Here is a 19295-nt window from a genome sequence, read left to right on the forward strand (position 1 = left end):
ACTAGCATGGCCCCGTCTACCCCGAAAAACATAAAGACAGGGAGAACGGCATGCACCCCATCAACATCGGCGAACCCTGGATGTGGGTCGCCTTCATCGTTTTTGTCCTCGCCATGCTGGCCGTTGACCTGTTCGTCTTCGGTGGGCGCAAGGCACATCGGGTTTCGGTACGTGAAGCCTCAGCCTGGGTGATCGCCTGGTGCATGCTGGCGATGGCCTTCGCCGGGTTGCTCTGGTGGTACCTCAACGGCGAATTCGGGCCCGAAATCGCCAAGGTCAAGACCCTGGAATTCCTCACCGGTTACCTGATCGAGCAGTCGCTGTCGATCGACAACATGTTCATTTTCGTGATGATCTTCAGCTACTTCGCCGTGCCGCCGGAGTTGCAGCGCCGGGTGCTGCTGTACGGCGTATTGGGAGCGATCGTGATGCGCGCGGCGATGATCTTCGCCGGTGTTTGGCTGGTGTCGCAGTTCACGTGGCTGCTATATGTGTTCGGTGTGTTCCTGATCATTACCGGGATCAAGATGTTGATGTTCGCCGATCAGAAGCCGGATCTGGAAAAAAATCCGATTGTGCGTTGGGCTCGTGGACACTTACGCATCACCCATAGCTTCCATGGCGAGCGCTTTTTTGTGCGGCAAAACGGTGTGCGCTGGGCTACGCCGATGTTTCTGGTATTGGTGCTGATCGAGGCCAGCGACTTGATGTTTGCGGTCGACAGCATCCCGGCGATTTTCGCGGTGACCACCGATCCGTTCATCATTTTCACCTCGAACATCTTCGCGATCATGGGTCTGCGGGCGCTGTACTTTTTGCTGGCGGACATGGCCGACCGCTTTCATCTGCTCAAGTACGGACTGGCGCTGGTACTGGTGTTCATCGGCGGCAAAATGACGGTGATGCCGTGGTTTCACACGCCGGTGGAATGGTCACTGGCGATTGTCGGCGGGGTAATTCTGACATCGGTGTTGCTGAGTCTGATCCTGACGAAGGACAAGTCGCCTGAAGAAAGTCAGGCGAAATAACGGCCGCGGGAGCGAATGTGATTCGCTCCCGCGACCTTGAGCTTATTTATCCGACTTGATGCTGGTCCACACCCGGGTCCGCACCCGCTCCAGTTTCTGCGGCAACGGTTGCACCACGTACAGTGTCTTCAACGCTTCGCTGGTCGGTGTCAGGTTCGGGTTGCCGGTGATTTCCTTGTTGATCAGCGGCAGCGAATCCTTGTTGGCATTCGGGTAGCCGAGGAAGTCGCTGATCGACGCAATCACTTTCGGATCCAGCAGCGTGTTGAGGAACTCGTGGGCCTCCTCGACGTTTTTGGCGCTCTTCGGAATGGCGAAGGTATCGAACCAGATCGGCGCGCCTTCCTTCGGCAGGCGCCAGTCGACCACCACGCCGTTCTTCGCCTCTTTGGCGCGGTTGCCGAACTGGTAGAAGCTGCCGGAATAACCGATGGCCACACAGATGTCGCCGTTGGCGATGTCGGTCATGTACTTGGCCGAGTTGAAGTAGGTGACATAGGGACGAACCTTGAGCATCAGGTCCTTGGCTTTCTCATAGTCGGCCGGGTTCTGGCTGTTCGGGTCCAGACCGAGATAATGCAAGGCCAGCGGCAGGATTTCCGATGGTGAATCGAGCATCGCCACGCCGCAGGATTTCAGTTTTTCCATGTTTTCGGGTTTGAACACCAGATCCCAGCTGTCCACCGGCGCATTCTCGCCGAGCGCAGCCTTGACTTTGGCCGGGTTGAAACCGATCAGCACCGTGCCGACCATGTAGGGCACGCCGTACTGATTGCCGGGATCATTGGCGTCGAGCAACTTGAGCAGCGCCGGGTCCTGGTGACTCCAGTTCGGTAGCCTGGACTTGTCGAGTTTCTGGAATACACCGGCCTTGATCTGGGTATCGAGGAACTGGTTCGACGGCACCACCAGGTCGTAGCCGGAGTTGCCGGTCAGCAGTTTGGCTTCGAGGGATTCGTTGGTGTCGAAGGTGTCCCAGGTCACTTTGATGTTGCTTTTGGCGGCGAAGTCCTTGGGCACCGACGGCAGGATGTAGTCCGCCCAGTTGTATACCCGCAGTTCGCGCTGCTCGGCGTGTGCGGCGCCGGCCAGCAGCGTCAAACCGCAAACAGTAGCGCCCAGAATGCGTTTCATCGTGACCATGTTGTGTTTCCCCGAATGCGGCGTGAGTCGATGGTTTTTATGTTCTGTACACGGCAGCGGCTGTCAGGTCAGCCAAGGGCAAGGAAGGTGCAGCATTTAGTTGTGGCTTCGATTCTTGCCGACAGCGTAGCCGCAGCACAGTAGCCGGTTGGCCAAAAGGGGATCGATCTGGCCAATTTGCGTGACCGCCCGAATGCTCAAACGACAACGCCCGGCAAAGTGCCGGGCGTTGTTGAACAGCCTGCGAGCGATCAGTCGGTATAGCCCAGCCGCGTCGCCGTGCTCTTCTGAGTGTGCCCGCGAGTCGCCAGGCAGTAATACAACGGGCAGGTCACGAGCAGGCCGACCAGCCATGACAGGTCCGCGCCTTCCACCAGGTTGGCGTAAGGGCCGACGTACAACGAGGTATTGGCGAACGGCAGCTGCACGATGATGCCGATGAAATAGGCAATGATCGCGTGCAGATTGAAACGCCCGTAGATCCCGCCATCGGCACGGAAGATCGAGGCGATGTCGTAGCGGCCGCGTTTGATCAGGTAGAAGTCGATCAGGTTGATCGACGCCCACGGCACCAGGACCAGCAGCAACGCCAGAATCAATCCGATGAACTCGGAAATGAAGTCCGCCGACGCGCCCAGCGCCACCACGCAGCAACCCGCCAACACCACACTCGACAGCACCACCCGCACCTTGATGCTCGGCGTCCAACGGCTGGCGAAGGTCTGGATCGAGGTGATGATCGACAACACCGCGCCATACAGATTCAGCGCGTTGTGGCTGATGATGTTGAGCAGGAACAACACCATCAGAATCGGCCCCAGCCAACCGGTGGACTGCTTGACCGCCGCCATCGCTTCGGTGCCTTCGGGGGTCGCCAGCACCGCCACCGCACCGAAGGTGAACGACAGAATCGTGCCCAGCGTTGCGCCCAGATAAGTCGCGATAAACGGCTTGCTGATACCGATGTCCGCCGGCAGGTAGCGCGAATAGTCGGACACGTACGGCGAGAAGCTGATCTGCCAGATGATCCCCAGCGACACCGTCGCCAGCCAACCCGACAGATTGAAGCTGCCACGAGTGAAGAAGTCGGCCGGCAAGTCATGGGCAAAGATGTAGATGAACCCGGCCAGCAACGCGCTACCCATCACCCAGGTACCGATGCGGTTCAGCGTGTGGATGAAGTTGTAGCCGATCACGCCGATGGCCGTGGCGCTGAGGGCGCCGATCAGAATGCTCAGCGGCGCCGGCACCGACGGCGCAATGCCGACGATGGATTTGCCGGCCAGCACGATGTTGGAAATGAAAAAACCGATATAGATGATCGCCGCGAAGAACACGATCAACAGCGCACCGTAGCGCCCGAACTGGCCACGACTCTGGACCATCTGCGGAATGCCCATGCGCGGTCCCTGTGCCGACGCCAAAGCAATCACCACACCGCCGATCATGTGCCCCAGCGCAATCGCCAGCAGCCCCCAGAACAGGTCGAGATGAAACACCTGGACCACCATGGCGCCGGTGACGATGGGCAGTGGCGCAATGTTGGTGCTGAACCAAAGGGTGAAAAGGTCGCGGGCCTTCCCGTGGCGTTCCGCGAGTGGGACGTAGTCGACCGTGTGATTCTCGATCAACGGATCTTGCCGGGACATCTGGGACATAAAAATGAACTCGATTGGGTCTGTTCTTATCGTTGTATGAAGCCAAACCGGGGGTGCTTCGTGGCTGCCCCCCAGACGAACACCATATTATGGTATTCCAACATTTTCACAAGACTGATCCGCTGTTTACGACGGCATCTGATCCGGCATCCTCCCTGATAGCCAGGCTTTACGGCTAGACGAAAGGCCCGTAAATATTGAGTTTCCGACGGGTGAACCACGTTTATCGTTTCACCAAAAAAGCGCTTGCAATCGATGTATTACGGTATACCATCAGACCCACAAACGAATAAAAACACGCTTCACCGCACTCGAGGATTGACCAATGATCGATGCTGCCGTCTACAAACAAGTCATGGGCTCGTTCCCGTCCGGCGTCACCGTCATCACTACACTTGATGACGACGGCCAGATCGTCGGCCTCACCGCCAGCGCCTTCAGTTCGCTGTCGATGGATCCGGCCCTGGTGCTGTTCTGCCCCAATTACAGCTCCGATTCCTATCCCGTCCTGATCAAGAACCGACGTTTTGCCATTCACGTACTGTCCGGCGGCCAGCAGAGCGAAGCCTATGCGTTCGCCCGCAAAGGCAAGGACAAGGCGCAGGGCATCGAGTGGACGCTGAGCGAACTGGGCAATCCAATCCTGGCCAACGCGACAGCTATCATCGAATGTGAGCTGTGGCGCGAATACGAAGGTGGCGACCACGCGATCATGGTCGGCGCGGTGAAAAACCTCATCGTCCCTCAACAGGACGCCGGCCCGCTGGTGTATTGCCACGGCAAGATGGGCGCCCTGCCCGCCTTCGCCTGATCCCCACGATTGCACTTAAACAGGCCTGCATGCGACCGGCCGACCACAAGAGATTCGAGGTAGCGTCATGAAATTTTCCCTGTTCGTACACATGGAACGCTGGGACGAAAACGTCAGCCACCGTCAACTGTTCGAAGACCTGACCGAACTGACGTTGATGGCCGAGGCCGGCGGTTTCAGCACTGTGTGGATCGGCGAACACCACGCCATGGAATACACCATCTCGCCGAGCCCGATGCCGTTGCTGGCCTACCTCGCCGCCAAGACCACCACCATTCACCTGGGCGCCGGCACCATCATCGCGCCGTTCTGGCACCCGCTGCGGGTGGCCGGCGAATGCGCCTTGCTCGACGTGATCAGCAACGGCCGGATGGAAGTCGGCCTGGCCCGTGGCGCCTATCAGGTGGAATTCGACCGCATGGCTGGCGGCATGCCTGCCTCATCCGGCGGCCAGGCGCTGCGGGAAATGGTCCCGGTGGTCCGCGCCCTGTGGCAAGGCGACTACGCCCACAACGGCGAGATCTGGAAATTCCCCACCTCCACCAGCGTGCCGAAACCGATCCAGAAGCCCAACCCGCCGATGTGGATTGCCGCCCGCGACCCGGACTCGCACAACTTCGCCGTGGCCAACGGCTGCAATGTGATGGTCACGCCGTTGATGAAGGGTGACGAAGAAGTCCTCGACTTGAAAAACAAGTTCCAGACGGCGCTGGACAACAACCCCGATGTGCCGCGTCCGCAATTGATGGTGCTGCGCCACACCCACGTGCATTCAGTGGATGACCCGGAAGGCTGGAAGGTGGGCGCCAAAGCCATCTCACGTTTCTACCGCACGTTCGATGCGTGGTTCGGCAACAAGGAAGTGCCGGTCAACGGCTTCCTCGCCCCGAGCCCGGAAGAGAAATTTGCCGGGCGTCCGGAATTTGAGCTGGAGAGCCTGCACAAGACCGCCATGATCGGCACGCCGGAAGAGATCATTCCGCGCATCAAGTACTACCAGGAACTGGGGGTGGATGAGTTCAGCTTCTGGTGTGACAACAGCTTGCCGCATGCGCAGAAGAAGAAGTCGCTGGAACTGTTTATCAAGCATGTGGTGCCGGCGTTCAGATAAACCTGCGCCTGGCATATGAAAACGCCCCGAGATGTTCGGGGCGTTTGCGTTTCGTATCCAGGTTCCGATTCCGCAGGTCAGCTCTTCACAGGAATACGCTTTTCGGGACGGGTAATGTCGAAGACATGTTGCACGCAGTTGTCGCCAATGAATTGAAACTCCACCAGATAGGTTTTGCCGCGCTCTGGCGTAAACGAATTGCTCACTGGCCCGCAGGTATGGAGAACGCCGGTGCGAGGGCCATTTGCATAGCCCGATACTTCAAGCGTCTTATCCGCATCGGCCTGGGTTTCCAGTTGCGGGAAGCGTTTGGCCACTGCGCTGTTGCCCACTTCGTTGAGCTTGGCAATCCAGCCGAACACCTGGCCTCGCCCCGAATCCACAACGGTTCCCACCTCCTCCATGCGGCGGTCGGGATCGTCTGCACGACGGATCGAAAACTCCACCGGAATCGTCGAGCCCGACGCTTTCATCACAACCTTGGCGTGCTGCGCATCGACCGCCACTGTATTCTGATGCAACTGGACACCGTCTTTCAGCAGATTGGGAGACGAGTCCCGAACGTTGGAATGGCAGCCTGCAAGCGCGAACGCCAAGGTCAAAGTGGCGAGTGCACGTTTGTTCACGTATGAATCTTCCCTAATCAGCGCAACAGTACAAAAGTGTTATCAAAGTAGCGGCGCGATATTAGATAGCCACTATTTTGACGTCAATCCATCGATTCAGCACCCTGGCGATGCAGATACGCACCGTCAATCAGGCCAGCGGCCGAAATCAGTGCTCAACGCCCAATTTCGTCGCCACGTCCTGCGGCGCAAGCACTCGACCATCGGCTGACATCAACTCAAGCTTGCGGATCGGTTGCCCCTTCTGCGCATCGACCATCACCGAGCCCGACTCGCCTGGCGCGAACAGGTGTTCCCCGCCCCACTGCGACAGCGCAACAATCACGGTTTGCAACGCCCGGCCCTTTTCCGTCAGCACGTATTCCTTGTAGGCGCTGCCATCGGACGCCGGCACCAGGCGCAGGATGTCGCGTTCCACCAGTCCTTTGAGCCGCACGCTCAACATGTTCTTGGCGATTTCCAGGCTCTTCTCGAAATCGCTGAAACGACAAATGCCTTCCAGTGCATCGCGGATGATCAGCAACGACCACCAGTCGCCGATCAGGTCCAGCGTACGGGCAACCGGACAGGCATTGCCTGCAAGGCTTTTGCGCTTCATTTCGGGTATCTCCGGCAAACGACAGATGGGCTGTGGTTGCATCTTACAACTCACGTTGCAAAAGCGATAACACCGTGCGCCACGAACTTAGCACCTGCGTACAAGTGGCTGAAGCGCTTTGCCGCGATAGTGATCGTTGCCATCACGGCATCCACGCAGGCCTACACCCAAGGAGTTTCCATGAGCACGTTCACGACTCAAGACGGCACCGAAATCTATTTCAAGGACTGGGGCAGCGGCCGGCCCGTGCTGTTCAGCCACGGTTGGCCACTGGACGCCGACATGTGGGAATACCAGATGGAATACCTGAGCAGCCGCGGCTACCGCACCATTGCCTTCGACCGTCGCGGTTTCGGCCGCTCCGAGCAGCCGTGGACCGGCTACGACTACGACACCTTCGCCGACGACATCGCGCAATTGATCGAGCACCTGGATCTGCGTGATGTGACTCTGGTCGGTTTCTCCATGGGCGGCGGCGATGTCAGCCGCTACATCGCACGCCACGGCAGCGAGCGCGTCGCCGGCCTGGTGTTGCTGGGCGCGGTGACGCCGTTGTTTGGTAAGAAGCCGGACTTTGCCGAAGGCGTCGACAAGTCGGTGTTCGACGGGATCAAGGCGGGTCTTTTAAAAGATCGCGCGCAGTTCATCGCTGATTTCAACACGCCGTTCTATGGCCTCGACAAGGGTCAGAAAGTCTCGGACGGTGTGCTGACACAAACCCTGAACATCGCCCTGCTGGCCTCGCTCAAAGGCACCGTGGACTGCGTCACCGCATTCTCGGAAACCGACTTCCGTCCGGACATGGCGAAAATCGATGTACCCACCCTGGTCATCCATGGTGACGGCGACGTCATCGTCCCGTTCGAAACCACCGGCAAACGCGCCGCCGAGCAAATCAAGGGTGCCGAGCTCAAGGTGTATGCCGGCGCACCGCACGGCTTCGCCGTGACCCATGCGCAGGCATTGAACGAAGACCTGCTGGCGTTCCTCAATCGTTGAGTCCGATGTAAATCGAGCGCCATCTGAAAAGGGGCCGCCGACACACCTGTCGACGGCCCCTTTTTTCGTTGTCCAGTCTTCCGGCGCCATAGCGAGGCCCCGTGTTTTCGGGACGTTCAGGCCTCTGCATCACGTTTTTATCTTCACATGCCAGCTTAATAATATTTTACCGATAACCACCCCCTCCCTAGTCTGATCCCAAGCACAGAGAACAGGTCGACAGCGACCTGAATCCAACGGCCTCGTGAGAAGGGATCAGAGATGACCACTGAAATAATAAAAACAGACACGCTTGTTGTCGGCGCCGGTCAAGCGGGTGTGGCCATGAGTGAACACCTGAGCAAACTCGGGGTGCCGCACCTGGTGCTGGAGCGCAGCCGCATTGCCGAACGCTGGCGCACCGGGCGCTGGGACTCGCTGGTAGCCAACGGTCCGGCGTGGCACGACCGGTTTCCGGGGATGGAATTCGATGATGTCGATCCGGACGGTTTCGCCCACAAGGAACGCGTCGCCGATTACTTCGAGGCCTATGCGAAGAAATTCAATGCGCCGATCCGCACCGGCGTCGATGTGAAAAGCGTGGTGCGCAATGTCGGGCGCCCGGGTTTTACCGTCGAGACCTCCGAGGGCGTGATTGAAGCGGCCCGGGTCGTTGCTGCGACGGGTCCGTTCCAGCGTCCGGTGATCCCGGCCATTGCGCCAAAAGATGAGCGTCTGCTGCAGATTCACTCGGCCGACTATCGCAACCCGCAACAGCTGCCGGCCGGTGCAGTGCTGGTGGTCGGTGCCGGTTCGTCGGGCGTGCAGATCGCCGATGAATTGCAGCGCTCGGGCAAGCAGGTTTACCTCTCGGTCGGCGCCCATGACCGCCCTCCTCGCGCTTACCGCAACCGTGATTTCTGCTGGTGGCTGGGCGTGCTCGGCGAGTGGGATCAGGCCGCGATGAAACCCGGCCGCGAGCACGTGACCATCGCCGTGAGCGGCGCCCACGGTGGCCGCACCATCGACTTCCGGGGTCTGGCCCATCGCGGCATGACCCTGGTCGGCGTCACCGAATCGTTCAGCGATGGCGTGGTGACCTTCAAACAGGACCTGCGCGACAACCTCAAGCGTGGCGACGAGAACTACCTCGCGCTGCTGGATGCTGCCGACGCCTACATCGAACGCAACGGTCTGGATCTGCCGCTGGAACCGGAAGCCCGCGAGACGTATCCGGATCCTGAATGCGTAAAAAACCCGCTGGCCAATCTCGATCTGGCCGCCGCCGGTATCACCTCGATCATCTGGGCCACCGGGTTTGCCGTGGACTATTCGTGGCTGAAAGTCGCCGCGTTCGATGACAACGGCAAGCCGCAGCACCAGCGCGGCGTGTCCAGCGAAGCGGGTGTGTATTTCCTCGGTCTGCCGTGGCAGTCGCGACGTGGATCCTCGTTCATCTGGGGCGTGTGGCACGACGCCAGGCACGTGGCTGATCACATCGCCACCCAGCGCAAATACCTGGCTTATCGCGATGCCGAACAACGCGAAGCCGCGCTGCACAACAACGCTGTCGACACCGTCGACGCTTGATTTCCCTCTTCAATACCGGCGCCCGTCGCGCCGGGTTCGATTTCGTCAGGAGCCTTACATGAGTCAGCCAACCCACACCCGCATTCGCATGTTCAACACCAAGGACACCTACCCGAACCAGACCCTGGACAACGACCTGTGCCAGGCCGTGCGTGCCGGCAATACCGTGTATGTCCGTGGTCAGGTCGGGACCAATTTCGATGGCGAACTGGTCGGCCTCGGCGACCCGCGCGCGCAGACCGAACAGGCCATGCGCAACGTCAAGCAATTGCTCGAAGAGGCCGGCAGCGACCTGAGCCACATCGTCAAGACCACCACGTACCTGATCGATCCGCGCTACCGCGAGCCGGTGTATCAGGAAGTCGGTAAATGGCTGAAGGGCGTATTCCCGATCTCCACCGGGCTGGTGGTGTCGGCCCTGGGTCAGCCGCAGTGGCTGATGGAGATTGATGTGGTTGCGGTGATTCCCGAGTAATTCGACCTTAGCGAAAGGAGGCCACACATGACATTTTCCATCGCCGCCCGCTGCCCCGAAACCGGTCAGTTCGGGATCGCCATCAGTTCCTCCAGCATCGCCGTCGGCGCCCGCTGCCCGTGGCTGCTGCCCGGTGTCGGCGCGGTGTCGAGCCAGAACATCACCCTGCCCTCCCTCGGCCCGGAAGTGCTCGCTTTGATGGAGCAAGGCCTGGCGCCCGAGGCGGCGCTGGACAAGGTGCTGACCCGCAACGGCTACAGTCAGTACCGGCAGATCACGGCGATCAATCACCTCGGCCAGACCGCGCATTTCAGCGGCGCGCAAACCCTGGGCGTGCACAACGCTGTATCCGGCGAGCAATGCGTGGCGGCGGGCAACATGCTCGCCGGGCGCTCGGTGATCGAAGCCATGGTCAGCGCGTTCGAGGATGGCGAAGGCCAATTGGCCGACCGCCTGATCAAGGCCTTGCACGCCGCCCAGGCCCTGGGCGGTGAAGCGGGCCCGGTGCATTCGGCAGCCGTGGTCGTGGTCGGCGAACTGACCTGGCCCATCGTCAACCTGCGGGTGGACTGGGCCGATGAAGACCCGATCGGCCAACTGCAAAAACTCTGGGACGCCTATCGCCCGCAGCTGCAGGACTACATCGACCGCGCCCTCGACCCGGCCAAGGCGCCGGGCTACGGGGTTGCCGGAGACGACCGATGAGCGACAGCGTCGCGTTGCTCAAGACGCTGGTGGGATTCGACACCACCAGCCGCGAGTCCAACCTGCAATTGATCGACTTCGTGCGCGACTACCTCGAAGGGTTCGATGTGCCTTGCGAGCTGATCTACAACGATGAGCGCAGCAAGGCCAATCTGTTCGCCACGATCGGCCCGGCCGACCAACCGGGCATCGTGCTGTCGGGGCACACCGATGTGGTGCCCGTCGATGGCCAGCCGTGGACGCTGCCGCCGTTCGAACTCAGTGAGCGCGACGGCAAGCTTTACGGTCGCGGCACGGCGGACATGAAGGGCTACATCGCCTGCGTGCTCGCGTTGGTGCCGTCGTTGCTCGAAGCACCGCTGCGTATGCCGGTGCACATTGCGTTGTCCTATGACGAAGAGGTCGGCTGCCTCGGTGTGCGCTCGCTGCTCAAGGTGCTGGAGCAACGTCCGGTCAAACCGCTGTTGTGCATCATCGGCGAGCCAACCGAACTCAAACCGGTGCTTGGGCACAAGGGCAAACTGGCGATGCGTTGCGATGTTCAGGGTCACGCCTGTCACTCGGCCTACGCGCCACTTGGGGTCAACGCCATCGAATGCGCCGCCGAGCTGATCGGCGAGCTGGGACGCATCGGTGGGCAACTCAAGGATGAGCACGTCGATCCGCGTTTCGACCCGCCGTACTCCACGGTGCAAACCGGCGTGATCAGCGGTGGAAAGGCGTTGAACATCGTCCCCGCCGATTGCCGTTTCGACTTCGAAATCCGCGCCCTGCCCTCGCAGGATCCGGCACTCGTCGCACAACAACTCCAGGCCTACGCCGAACAGCAAATGCTGCCGCGCATGCGGGCGGTCAACGAGCAGAGCGATATTCGCTTCAGCGAATTGTCGGCCTATCCGGGGCTGGCGACTGGCGCCCGAAGCCAGGCTGCGGAACTGATCGCCACGTTCTGTGGCTCGGACGATTTCGGCACTGTTGCGTTTGGGACTGAAGGCGGATTGTTCGATGCGGTGGGTATTCCCACGGTGGTGTGCGGCCCCGGCAGCATGGATCAGGGGCACAAGCCGGACGAGTTCGTCAGCCGCGATCAGCTCAAGGCCTGCGATGAGATGCTGCAACGGATGCTGGCTTCGATTCGCCTTTGACACCTGCCCCATGCTGGGGGGGCGGAATTGGTCCGGGCGGCGCTCCGATGATGGGGTCAGATCAGTCTCTGCTTATGTTGAGGCTGTTGGCCTCTTCGCGGGCAAGCCCGCTCCCACAGTAATCCAGCGACTGGCACAGATTTTCGATGCGCCGCAACCGACAGACAGCTGCTCCTGGGGAGGTCGGCTGCGTTCGCGCTTGCATGCACGAAAGCCCCGAAACAGAGCGGTTACGACAGAAAAACGAAGCTCGTTTTTTTAACGTCTGAAGCAACAAAACTACTCATTTATCTCTCCCCGTTCCTTGCCCATGATCAACCCCAACAAGAAATGCGCCGTCCCGTGCCGGCGCTCATTGAAGTACGTCCACGTACTCGTCCTTGCCTTGGAGTTCGTCATGACCACCTCTGCATCAACGTCTGCACCGCTCATTGAAAAACACACGATCGGCTACGTGCCGCCCGAAGATCGCCACGGAAAGGTTCGGGATCTGTTCACCCTCTGGTTCGGCGGCAATATCGCGCCGTTGCCCATCGTCACCGGCGCCCTGGGCGTGCAGTTGTTTCACCTGAATCTGGTGTGGGGCATCGTCGCCATTCTGGTCGGCCATCTGGTCGGCGGTGTGCTGATGGCGCTGCACTCGGCGCAAGGCCCGCAGATGGGCATCCCGCAGATGATCCAGAGTCGCGCACAATTCGGTTCCCTCGGCGCGCTGCTGGTGGTGTTGATTGCCGGCGTGATGTACATCGGCTTCTTCGCCTCCAACATCGTGCTCGCCGGCAAGTCGCTGCATGGCGTGGTCGACAGCGTTCCGGTGCCGGTTGGCATTGTGATTGGCGCTCTGGGCTCGGGGATCATCGGGATCATCGGTTACCGCTTCATCCATGTGCTCAACCGCATCGGCACCTGGGTGTTGGGGATCGGCATCGTGGTCGGTTTCGGCTACATCCTCACCCATATCCAGACCGATGATTTCCTCACTCGCGGCAGCTTCAACATCTCGGGCTGGCTTGCGACGGTGTCGCTGGCAGCGCTGTGGCAGATCGCGTTTGCGCCTTACGTGTCGGACTACTCGCGTTACCTGCCGGCGAATGTGCCGGTGGCGGCGACCTTCTGGACGACCTACCTGGGATCGGCGCTGGGTTCGAGCCTGTCGTTCGTGTTCGGCGCCGTCGCGGTGCTGGCAACGCCAGTGGGCATGGACACCATGGACGCGGTGAAACTCGCCACCGGTGCCATCGGCCCGTTGATGCTGGTGCTGTTCCTGCTCAGCGTGATAAGCCACAACGCCCTCAACCTGTACGGCGCGGTGCTGTCGCTGATCACCCTGGTGCAGACCTTCGCCTACCGCTGGATTCCGACCGCCAAGAGCCGCGCGGTGATTTCGATCATCGTCCTGCTGGCCTGCTGCTTCGCTGCGGTCGGCGCCTCGGCAGACTTCATCGGCCACTTCGTCGACATGGTGCTGGTGCTGCTGGTGGTGTTGGTGCCGTGGACCGCGATCAACCTGATCGACTTCTACGCCATCCACAAAGGCCAGTACGACATCGGCTCGATCTTCCAGGTCGACGGCGGCATCTACGGCCGTTACAACCCGCAGGCCTTGCTGGCCTATGCGATCGGTATCGCGGTGCAGATTCCATTCATGAACACGCCGCTGTACGTCGGGCCGGTGTCGGCGCACATCAACGGCGCGGACCTTTCCTGGCTGGTGGGATTGCTGGTGACGTCGCCGCTGTATTTCTGGCTGGCCAGTCGTGACAGTGCTTATCGCCGGCGGCTGACCTCGGGAAAACTGGCGGGCAGTCTCTGAGATTGACACGATGCACCAACAAGGCCCGCCCTGTGCGGGCCTTCTGCTTTGCGTTGTGCTATTTCTTTACGCCCGACGACAACCGGAGATGGAAATCCCATGCTGCGAATTCTGGGCAAAGCCTCATCGATCAATGTGCGCAAAGTGCTGTGGACCTGTGCTGAACTGAACCTTCCCTTCGAACGCGAAGATTGGGGCTCGGGTTTTCAGTCGACGTTGACACCGGAGTTCCTCGCACTCAATCCCTGCGCGATGGTGCCGGTGATCCAGGACGATGACTTCACGCTGTGGGAGTCGAACTCGATCATTCGCTATCTGGCGTCGCGCTATGACGGCGAACCACTTTACCCGAGCGAGCCGCGCGCCCGCGCGCGGGTGGATCAATGGATCGACTGGCAGGCTTCGGAGTTGAACAAGTCCTGGTCGTACGCATTCATGTCGCTGGTGCGCAAGTCACCCGTGCATCAGGACAGCCTTGCTCTTGCGGCCGGTTGCCGGGAATGGGCAAGGCACATGGAGATCCTCGACCGGCAGCTGCAAAAGACCGGTGCCTATGTCAGCGGCGAGCAGTTTTCCCTCGCTGACATCCCTGTCGGCCTGTCGGTCAATCGCTGGTTCGAGACGCCGCTGGAACATCCGCATCTACCGGCGGTGAGCGCTTATTACGAACGCTTGAATCAGCGCCCCGCTTACCGATTGCATGGACGCAACGGCACGCCATGATTCCGGTCATTTTTTTGAACGCCTCGCGGCGCTACTGACGTGCCCGCCACCGAGGGCACGATGAAGACGCTGAATCGGGCACACTTGTTCAATCAAATAAGCAGGTCTTCATAGAAGGCGCCGTACGGAAGCTCAGGATGTTCGATCTGGATTTCCAGAATCCACACACCGGCATTCGGAGCCTGTTCGAAGTCACCCAGATTGCCGCCGCGATAGATCGCGTGAGGAAAATCGCTGACCCGGTGCCCTTTGATGTCCAGATTCAGCTTCCAGCCCATGGCCTCGGCCTGATCGGTGGCGTAGCGATACAGTTCGACACCGGTTACGCCCTGACGCCAGAAGGCCTCGACCTTGTCGAAGAGTTCTTTGGAGGCGGCTGCGCAGGCAATCATTTGCGGATCGGACCCGGTGACGAACGTCGCCCCGGCATCGCCTTCGTGGCCTTCCCAGACCACGCCCATGTCGATGAAGAAAATGTCCTCTTCACCCAGGATCGGATCGCCTTCGGAGCGCTCCTTGAAGGTCTTCAGCGTGTTGGCGCCAAAACGGATCAGCAGCGGGTGCCAGATTCGGTCCATGCCCAGTTCGACAAGGATTTCCTTGCCCCGCGTATGGGCTTCGGATTCGCGCATGCCGGGTTTGATCACCTTGGCGATCTCGTCCACGGCCTTCCAGGTCAACTGCTGGGCGTGGCGCATGGTTTCCAGCACAAAACGCTCACCTACTGCTTTTTTACCGCTCAGGGCTGTGGTCATCGCTGATTCCTTCTGGCTAATCGCTTGCGCTGTATAGTTTTTTATATTTCGGTACAGGACGCCTAAGATACAACCATGACACAAAGCATCAATTCTCTTCTGCACGCACCACACCGCGCTCCTCGAGCAAGCGCACAAACATGCTCAGACTGCGCGAAACCGTACCCCGCCGCCATACCAGCCACGTCGTCAGATAGCGGAAATCCGCCGCCAGCGGCCAGACACTCACCGTCGCGCAGCCGGGCATGCTCTGCAGCATGCTGCGCGGCATCAAAGCCAGACCGGCGCCCGCGCTGACGCAGGCGAGCATGCCGTGATAGGACTCCATTTCGAAGATCTTGCCGGGCACCGCAGCGTCGGTGCTAAACCACTTTTCGAAGTGATGGCGATAGGAGCAGTTCGAACGGAATGCATAGATGTTCTCGCCATTCACGTCCGCAGCACGCTGGATCGGCCCATGATGGAGCGGCGAGATGATGACCATTTCCTCTTCGAATGCCGGAATGCCTTCCAGCGCCGGGTGCAACACCGGACCATCGACAAATGCAGCGGCCAGACGTCCCGAAAGCACACCGTCGATCATCGTCCCGGAGGGTCCGGTCGACAGGTCCAGATCGACCTTCGGATGCTGCTGGTTATAGGTCGCCAGCAAACCGGGAATGCGTACCGCTGCCGTGCTTTCCAGCGAACCCAGCGGGAATGCACCCTGAGGTTCTTCGCCGGCGACCGTGGCGCGGGCTTCCTGAACCAGATCGAGAATCCGCCGTGCGTACTCGAGAAAACTCCAGCCGGCCGGCGACAGCCGCAAGCGGCTTTTCTCGCGGATGAACAGATCGACGCCCAGGTCTTCCTCCAATTGTTTGATGCGGGTCGTCAGGTTCGACGGCACGCGATGGATCTGCGCCGCTGCCGCGCTGATGCTGCCGTGCTCGGCCACGGCCTTGAAGATTTCCAGTTGCACCAGATCCACAGTCATTCTCCAATCGTGAAAGAAACACTCTTTATTATTCAGTTTCCAGAAACCAAACACCACCCTACTCTGAGCGCATCCACTGACTTCGCAGGACGATGCCATGAGCCCGATTTCCAGCCAGACCCACGCCATCTCGATCAACCCCGCCACCGGGGAACAGATCGGTCACTACGCCTTCGAATCCGCTGAAGCCCTCGACGCTGCACTGACCCGTGCCGCGTTCGGCTTCGGAAAATGGAAACGCAAGCCGCTGCAGGACCGCTCCCATGCCCTGACCGCGCTGGCCGGCGCTCTGCGTGACAGCAGCGAGGCCATGGCGACCATGATTACTCAAGAAATGGGCAAGCCGATCGCTCAGGCCCGTGGCGAAATCGAGAAATGCGCCAGGCTCTGCGAGTGGTACGCCGAACACGGCCCGGCCATGCTCAACGCCGAAGCGACCCTGGTCGAAGGCGGCAAGGCGCGCATCGAATACCGTCCGCTGGGGCCAATCCTCGCCGTCATGCCGTGGAACTTCCCGATCTGGCAAGTACTGCGTGGCGCCGTCCCGGCGCTGATCGCCGGCAACACTTACGTGCTCAAGCATGCGCCGAACGTGATGGGCAGCGCCTATCTGCTGCGCGACGCCTTCACCCGCGCCGGTTTTGCCGACGGCGTGTTCGAAGTGATCAACGTCACCCCGGAAGGCGTGTCCACCGCCATCGCCGATCCACGCATCGCCGCCGTGACCCTGACCGGCAGCGTCCGCGCCGGCATGGCCATCGGCGCACAGGCCGGTGCCGCACTGAAAAAATGCGTGCTGGAGCTGGGCGGTTCCGATCCGTTCATCGTGCTCAACGACGCCGATATCGACGAAGCCGTGCAAGCGGCAGTGATCGGTCGTTACCAGAACTCAGGCCAGGTCTGCGCCGCCGCCAAACGCTTGATCATCGAAGAAGGCGTGGTCGAGGAATTCACCCGCAAATTCGTCGAAGCCACCCGCCAGTTGAAGATGGGCGATCCGTTGTCTGCCGACAACTACATCGGCCCGATGGCCCGTTTCGATCTGCGCGACGAACTGGATCAGCAAGTGCGCGATACCCTGGAAGAAGGCGCCACCCTGCTGCTCGGCGGCAGCAAAGTCGAGGGTTCGGGCAACTACTACGAGCCGACCGTACTGGCCGACGTCACCGACAGCATGACCTCGTTCAAGCAGGAGCTGTTTGGCCCGGTGGCCTCGATCATCACCGCTCGCGACTGCGCCCATGCCGTGGCGTTGGCCAACGACAGCGAGTTCGGTCTGACTGCAACGATCTACACCGCCAACGTCGCCCTGGCCCAGCAACTGACCAGCGAACTGGAAACCGGTGGCGTGTTCATCAACGGCTACTCCGCCAGCGACCCGCGCGTGACCTTCGGCGGCGTGAAGAAAAGCGGTTTCGGCCGCGAGCTGTCGCACTTCGGCGTGCGCGAGTTCTGCAATGCGCAGACCGTGTGGCTGGATCGCCGCTGATCCATTGAAAAAAAAGCCCGGAAGCGTTTTGCGCTTCCGGGCTTTTTCATTTATGCCGCAGCCTGTCGGGGTTCCGACACCGTCCGATCCTTGCTCAACAGTCCCAGCACCACAGCCGCCGACACCAGCGTGATGATCGTCAGGATGTGCAGCAGATACTGGAACGCCGAGGCGTAACCCTGCACCAGACGTTCATTGGCCAACCCCGGAACCGTGTTGATCGCATGGGCCATGTCGCCGGTGGTCACCCGGTGCGCCGTCTCCGCAATCAGCGCGGTGTCTGCACCGCTGGCCACGGCTTGCAGATCGGTGTGCAGCAGCGAGGCAAGAATCGCCGCGACACTGGCCAGCGCAATCCCCTCTCCCGCCACCCGCACCGTGTTGAAAATCCCGGCCGCCATGCCGGCCCGTTCTTTCGGCACCACGCTGACCGACAGTCCGTCCATCAAGCCCCACGGAAGGCCCGCGCCGATCCCGATCAACACCATCGGCACCACCAGCGCGAATTTCGGCTCGCCGACGTTGTACAGGCTCAGCCAGTGCAGACCCACGGCGGCAATCAAAAAACCAACGCCCGACAAGAGACCCGCCGAGACAAACCGGGTCATCGATGCTGCCAGCATCGGCACCACCAGCATCGGTGCCGACAGCGCCAGCAACAGCAAACCGGCATCGATTTCACTCAAGCCTTCGACGCCGATAAAGCGCAACGGCAGCATGACCACTAGCACGATGTAGCAAAAGCAGGTGCCGATCGGCAGCATCTGCACGCCGATAAAGCGCGGAAAACGGAACAGCGTCAGATCAAGCATCGGACGTTTGACACGCATTTCGATCATGACAAACAGTGCCAGCAACAGCGCCGAAGCGCCCAGCAGACCGACCACCAACGGACTCCCCCAGCCGTTTTCGGGAGCCTGGATCACACCGAACGTGAACAGCGCCAGCATCGAGCTGAACGTCACGGTGCCCGGCCAATCGAGACCGCTGGCGTCGGGGTCGCGGGTTTCACGCATGCGCGGCAGGCCGAACACCATCGCGATCACGCCGATCAGTGCGGTGAAGACAAAGATTGCACGCCAGTTGAACGCCTCGATCAACGCCCCGGCCACCAGCGGCCCAAACGCCAGACCGATGCCAAACGTGGTGCCGAGCATGCTGTAGGCACGGGTGCGCGCATGGCCTTCGAATTCCTGCGCCAGCGCCGCCGAACCGCTGGCCAGCGCCGCCGCCCCGGCCACGCCCTGGATCGCCCGCAACACATCCAGCCAGACCACCGAAGGCGCCAGGCTCTGGGCAATCGACGCTGCGGTAAACAACAGCATGCCGCCGGTGAACAGGCGTTTACGCCCATAAACGTCAGCCAACGCCCCCGCCGCCATCAGCAGACTGCCGAACGACAACATGAATGCATTGGTGATCCAGGTCAGCGCCACCGGGCTGCCGCCCAAGTCACGCCCCATGGCCGGCGTCGCGACCGCGCCACCGGTAAAACTTAACGGAAGGACCAGTGCCGACAGGCAAATGGCCGCGAGGATCAGCAGCTTGTCGCGCTCGCCAGGGTATTGGGAGACAGTTGTCATGGGTTCATCCAATGAATAGAAAATCAGGCTTGATGCGACTTTAAAGCCGTTCCATTGATGCGATAATCCCAACAAAATTACATGACTT

At 60.5% G+C, this 19295-nt stretch carries 18 protein-coding genes; 11 read left to right on the forward strand and 7 right to left on the reverse strand.

Annotation, left to right across the window (positions count from 1 at the left end; translation table 11 throughout):
* Window positions 1–50: 50 nt before the first annotated feature.
* Window positions 51–1028, forward strand: coding sequence for a TerC family protein (locus tag NE357_RS16190; protein ID WP_169430714.1), 978 nt, complete (start codon window positions 51–53; stop codon window positions 1026–1028).
* A 42-nt stretch (window positions 1029–1070) separates the two neighbouring features.
* Here the strand turns inward: NE357_RS16190 and NE357_RS16195 are convergent, their stop codons facing one another.
* Together NE357_RS16195 and NE357_RS16200 are read right to left on the reverse strand one after the other, a co-directional pair.
* A complete protein-coding gene (locus NE357_RS16195; RefSeq protein ID WP_169430715.1) occupies window positions 1071–2171 on the reverse strand; it encodes a polyamine ABC transporter substrate-binding protein in 1101 nt (366 codons plus the stop codon).
* A 251-nt stretch (window positions 2172–2422) separates the two neighbouring features.
* Window positions 2423–3829, reverse strand: coding sequence for a purine-cytosine permease family protein (locus NE357_RS16200; RefSeq protein ID WP_169430716.1), 1407 nt, complete (start codon window positions 3827–3829; stop codon window positions 2423–2425).
* Window positions 3830–4154: 325 nt separating this feature from the next.
* Here NE357_RS16200 and NE357_RS16205 point away from each other — a divergent pair, with 325 nt between their 5' ends.
* Together NE357_RS16205 and NE357_RS16210 are read left to right on the forward strand one after the other, a co-directional pair.
* Window positions 4155–4640: a flavin reductase family protein gene (locus NE357_RS16205; protein ID WP_169430717.1), complete on the forward strand. Its 486-nt coding sequence runs from the start codon at window positions 4155–4157 to the stop codon at window positions 4638–4640.
* Between the two features lie 67 nt (window positions 4641–4707).
* Complete coding sequence (locus NE357_RS16210; protein ID WP_169430718.1) at window positions 4708–5751, forward strand: LLM class flavin-dependent oxidoreductase; 1044 nt, start codon at window positions 4708–4710, stop codon at window positions 5749–5751.
* A 77-nt stretch (window positions 5752–5828) separates the two neighbouring features.
* Here the strand turns inward: NE357_RS16210 and NE357_RS16215 are convergent, their stop codons facing one another.
* Together NE357_RS16215 and NE357_RS16220 are read right to left on the reverse strand one after the other, a co-directional pair.
* Window positions 5829–6377, reverse strand: coding sequence for a hypothetical protein (locus NE357_RS16215; RefSeq protein WP_169430719.1), 549 nt, complete (start codon window positions 6375–6377; stop codon window positions 5829–5831).
* A 148-nt stretch (window positions 6378–6525) separates the two neighbouring features.
* Complete coding sequence (locus NE357_RS16220) at window positions 6526–6975, reverse strand: winged helix-turn-helix transcriptional regulator (protein WP_169430720.1); 450 nt, start codon at window positions 6973–6975, stop codon at window positions 6526–6528.
* A 180-nt stretch (window positions 6976–7155) separates the two neighbouring features.
* Between NE357_RS16220 and NE357_RS16225 the strand changes: the two genes are divergently transcribed.
* The 7 genes from NE357_RS16225 to NE357_RS16255 all read left to right on the forward strand — a co-directional run bounded on the left by NE357_RS16225 (window position 7156) and on the right by NE357_RS16255 (window position 14404).
* The gene (locus NE357_RS16225; protein ID WP_169430721.1) at window positions 7156–7974 is read left to right on the forward strand and encodes an alpha/beta fold hydrolase; all 819 of its coding nucleotides are present in this window, start codon (window positions 7156–7158) and stop codon (window positions 7972–7974) included.
* Window positions 7975–8235: 261 nt separating this feature from the next.
* Window positions 8236–9543: a flavin-containing monooxygenase gene (locus NE357_RS16230; protein ID WP_169430722.1), complete on the forward strand. Its 1308-nt coding sequence runs from the start codon at window positions 8236–8238 to the stop codon at window positions 9541–9543.
* 58 nt (window positions 9544–9601) lie between these two features.
* A complete protein-coding gene (locus NE357_RS16235; protein ID WP_007950460.1) occupies window positions 9602–10018 on the forward strand; it encodes a RidA family protein in 417 nt (138 codons plus the stop codon).
* A 27-nt stretch (window positions 10019–10045) separates the two neighbouring features.
* The gene (locus NE357_RS16240) at window positions 10046–10723 is read left to right on the forward strand and encodes a DUF1028 domain-containing protein (protein ID WP_169430723.1); all 678 of its coding nucleotides are present in this window, start codon (window positions 10046–10048) and stop codon (window positions 10721–10723) included.
* Complete coding sequence (argE, locus tag NE357_RS16245) at window positions 10720–11868, forward strand: acetylornithine deacetylase (RefSeq protein ID WP_169430724.1); 1149 nt, start codon at window positions 10720–10722, stop codon at window positions 11866–11868. The genes NE357_RS16240 and argE overlap by 4 nt, the downstream gene beginning before the upstream one ends.
* 397 nt (window positions 11869–12265) lie before the next feature.
* Window positions 12266–13681: a purine-cytosine permease family protein gene (locus tag NE357_RS16250; protein WP_169430725.1), complete on the forward strand. Its 1416-nt coding sequence runs from the start codon at window positions 12266–12268 to the stop codon at window positions 13679–13681.
* A 99-nt stretch (window positions 13682–13780) separates the two neighbouring features.
* Window positions 13781–14404, forward strand: a complete 624-nt coding sequence (locus NE357_RS16255; RefSeq protein ID WP_169430726.1) for a glutathione S-transferase family protein — start codon at window positions 13781–13783, stop codon at window positions 14402–14404.
* 92 nt (window positions 14405–14496) lie between these two features.
* On the opposite strand, the gene NE357_RS16260 is transcribed toward NE357_RS16255, so the two are convergent.
* On the reverse strand, window positions 14497–15159 hold the full coding sequence (locus NE357_RS16260) for a M24 family metallopeptidase (protein WP_169430727.1): 663 nt from the start codon (window positions 15157–15159) through the stop codon (window positions 14497–14499).
* A gap of 88 nt (window positions 15160–15247) precedes the next feature.
* A complete protein-coding gene (ptrR, locus tag NE357_RS16265) occupies window positions 15248–16129 on the reverse strand; it encodes a putrescine utilization regulator PtrR (RefSeq protein ID WP_039767672.1) in 882 nt (293 codons plus the stop codon).
* Between the two features lie 103 nt (window positions 16130–16232).
* On the opposite strand from ptrR, the gene NE357_RS16270 reads away from it, so the two are divergent.
* On the forward strand, window positions 16233–17624 hold the full coding sequence (locus tag NE357_RS16270) for an aldehyde dehydrogenase family protein (protein ID WP_169430728.1): 1392 nt from the start codon (window positions 16233–16235) through the stop codon (window positions 17622–17624).
* Between the two features lie 50 nt (window positions 17625–17674).
* On the opposite strand, the gene NE357_RS16275 is transcribed toward NE357_RS16270, so the two are convergent.
* Window positions 17675–19207 carry an MFS transporter gene (locus NE357_RS16275; protein ID WP_169430729.1) on the reverse strand — a complete coding sequence of 511 codons (1533 nt, stop codon included), beginning with the start codon at window positions 19205–19207 and terminating at the stop codon, window positions 17675–17677.
* Between the last annotated feature and the right edge of the window lie 88 nt (window positions 19208–19295).

The sequence above is a fragment of the Pseudomonas sp. G7(2022) genome, from assembly GCF_052660475.1.